The following is a 2,858-nucleotide window of genomic DNA, read 5'->3' as shown; positions in this document are numbered from 1 at the left end:
CCGCGGAGCCGGGGGATGTTCCGCAGCCGCCGGCACAAGGTGGTCGCCGGGGTGTGCGGGGGGCTGGGACGTCACTTCGGCGTGGACCCGGTGATCTTCCGGGTGCCCCTGGCGGTGCTGTCCCTGATCGGCGGCGTCGGCTTCGTCGCGTACGGCATCGCCTGGCTGGTGCTGCCCTACGAGGACGAGGAGGAGAACGAGGCCCGTCGGCTGCTCACCGGACGGGTGGAGGGCGCCGGTCTGACCGCGCTGCTGTTCGTGCTGGTGGGCCTGGGGTTGTTGCTGGCCTCGATGTCCACGCGGTTGCAGTTCTTTTCCGTGCTGGTGCTGGGGTCGATGGTGGCCGCCGCGCACTGGTCGCAGCAGCGCGGGCGGGTGCGGACCGCCGGGGTCGAGGGCCCGCCGGTGGACCCGGTGACCGCGCAGACGGTGGCCACGGCCCCGCCGGAGGCGCAGCCGCCGCCCGCCCCGGTGGGGCCGTCGTGGTGGCGGAGTCCGAGCCGGCCGTGCGCGGCGCCGTCGGCCGCCGGTGGGGATTACCTGTGGGGGCCGAAGGACGCCATCGGCACCCGGGCCGCCACCGGGGCGGGCGGTGCCCGGGTGAACATGCGCAAGGTGACCGATCCGCCCGAGCCGGTCGCCGCGGGCCACGGTGCCGCTCCCGGGTGGTCGCCGGGCGCCGGAGCCGGGCGGTCGCCGTACCCGTACCCGGCTCCGGCGTTCGATGGGTACGCCGGGGGCGGCCACCCGTTCGCGCCGACCCCCGGGGCGGACCACCGGCCCGCGCGTCCCCGGGGGTTCTGGCTGGGCGGCCCGGTGCTGCTCGCGGCCATCACCGCCGCGGTGCTGGTGACGGGCGCGGTGTGGCACACGGTGGCGCTGGGGCCGGCCCTGACCTACGGGTTCGCCGCCGCGCTGGCGGTCTTCGGGCTCGGCCTGGTGCTGGGCGCCTTCGTGGGGCGCATGGGCGCGGGCACCGTCATCGCGGCGACGATGACGGCCGTGCTGCTGTTGGCCGCCTCGGTGCTGCCGCGCGGGATCGAGACCGAGTGGCGGGACGAGTACTGGTCGCCGGTCGCCGCGGCGGAGGTGGCGCCCTCGTACCGGGCGGGGACCGGGCGGGCGACCCTGGACCTGTCGGGGATCGACCTCGAGGAGGGGGCGGAGGTCGGCACCTCCGCCGCGCTGGGGGCCGGTCGGCTGCTGGTGATCGTGCCGCACGACGCGGTGGTGCGGCTCTCCGCGCGGGTCGGGGCCGGTGGGTACCGCTACACGGAGAGTCGGGTGCCGGGTTGGAAGGGGGGGCCGGGAGACGCGGTGGTCGCCAGCGGTGGTCTGCGACTGAACGTGGACGAGACACTGCGTCCGGTGGACGGGGTGACCCCGGTGGGTGTCATCGACCTGTCCCTGGACACCAGCGTGGGGCTCGTGGCCGTGGAGCGGCAGGCGGTGCCCGACGAGGAACCGGCGGAGGAGACCGACGGGGAGACCGACGGGGAGCCCGGGGCCGGTGCCGCCCGGACACCCGCACCCGGGGACGACGGGGACATGACGCCCGTGGCCGCGGGCGCCGCGGGGCGCGTGGAGGTGAACCGATGAGCACGTCTTGGAACGGCGCCGGCCACGACGCCTTCGCGCCTCTCGGAGCGGACGCTTCGGAGCGTCCGGGGGGCCGGGAGCCGGACCGGGTCCGGCCGCGCCGCCGCTTCGAGCCCTCACGGTTGCTGTTCGGCCTCGGACTGTTGGTACTGGCCGCCGGGGTGGCCGGGCGGGTGGCGGGTCTCTCCCCGGTGCCGCTGCCGGTGCTGTTCGTCGCGCTGCCGGCGCTGTTGCTGCTGACGGGCGTGGTCGCGTCGGTCACCCACCGCGTGCGCTCCCGACGGAACCGGTCCCGCCGGCCCGGCTGAGGGGCCGTCGAGTCCGGCCGGGTACGGGGCGGGGTACGCCCGGGTACGGGCGGAACGGAGGGAAATCGTCCGGAACGCTCCACCGGACGCGTGGCGCGCGTTACGCTCCCGACGGAACGTCAGGCACGGGGGTGGGCCCATGGGCACGACGGAGCACGATGACCGGCGACGGGGGCGGGTACGCCCGGGCCCCGGCGCGCGCCCTCCGGGGCCCCGACCCGGGGGCGTCCGGCGGCACGCGGATCCCCCCGCCTGGCCGCCGCGCAGCCTGATGGGGCGGCTCCCGCGACGGATCGGCACCGAGCTGCGGGAGCTGGGGGCGCGGGTGGCCTTCCCCTCCGGCACGGAGCTGATGTCCGAGGGCGCGGGGGACACCCGGGTCATCCTGTTGCTCTCCGGCTTCGTGACGGTGCGCCGGAGCCTGGCGGAGGGCGGCGAGGCGCTGCTGGCGGTGCGCGGCCCCGGCGACGTGCTCGGCGAGTTGGCCGCGCTGGACGGCGAACCGCGCTCGGCGACCGTGCGGGCGGCCGGTGAGGCCGTCGGACAGGTGATCCGCGCGGACACCTTCCGGACCTTCCTGCGGGAGCGCCCGGAGGTCGCGGAGACGCTGCAACGGGTGGTCACCGGCCGGCTCAGGGAGGCGGTGCGCGACCGGGTGGACACCGGGGTGGGCCCGGCCCGATTGCGGCTGGCCCGCACGCTGGACTCCCTGGTCCGCGACCACGGCGTGCCGGACCCGCGCGGCGGGCTGCGTCTGGCGTTCCCGCTCGCCCAGCGGGACATGGCGGCGCTCGCCGGGATCTCCGACGCGGGCCTTCAGCGCGCGGTGCGGGTGCTCCGGGAGGAGGGCGTGGTGAGCACCGGCTACCGGGTGTGGGTGGTCCACGACCCGCAGCGGTTGCGGGCGGCGGCCGACCCGGCCTCCCACCGGTGCCGGCCACCGTCCGCGAC

General features: G+C 77.2%; 3 protein-coding genes. All 3 read left to right on the top strand.

Annotated features, from left to right (window positions below; all coding sequences use genetic code 11):
• Window positions 1–1,599 (top strand): PspC domain-containing protein (locus FNQ90_RS18405; RefSeq protein ID WP_182607385.1); only part of this gene is annotated, 1,599 nt, incomplete at its 5' end.
• Window positions 1,596–1,907, top strand: a complete 312-nt coding sequence (locus FNQ90_RS18400) for a hypothetical protein (protein WP_182607384.1) — start codon at window positions 1,596–1,598, stop codon at window positions 1,905–1,907. The genes FNQ90_RS18405 and FNQ90_RS18400, both read left to right, overlap by 4 nt.
• A 271-nt stretch (window positions 1,908–2,178) precedes the next feature.
• Window positions 2,179–2,858 (top strand): Crp/Fnr family transcriptional regulator (locus tag FNQ90_RS18395; RefSeq protein ID WP_182607383.1); only part of this gene is annotated, 680 nt, incomplete at its 3' end.

The organism is Streptomyces alkaliphilus (genome assembly GCF_014141535.1).
Classification (GTDB): Bacteria; Actinomycetota; Actinomycetes; order Streptomycetales; family Streptomycetaceae; genus Streptomyces; species Streptomyces alkaliphilus.
This window is presented reverse-complemented; position numbering and strand designations above follow the sequence as displayed.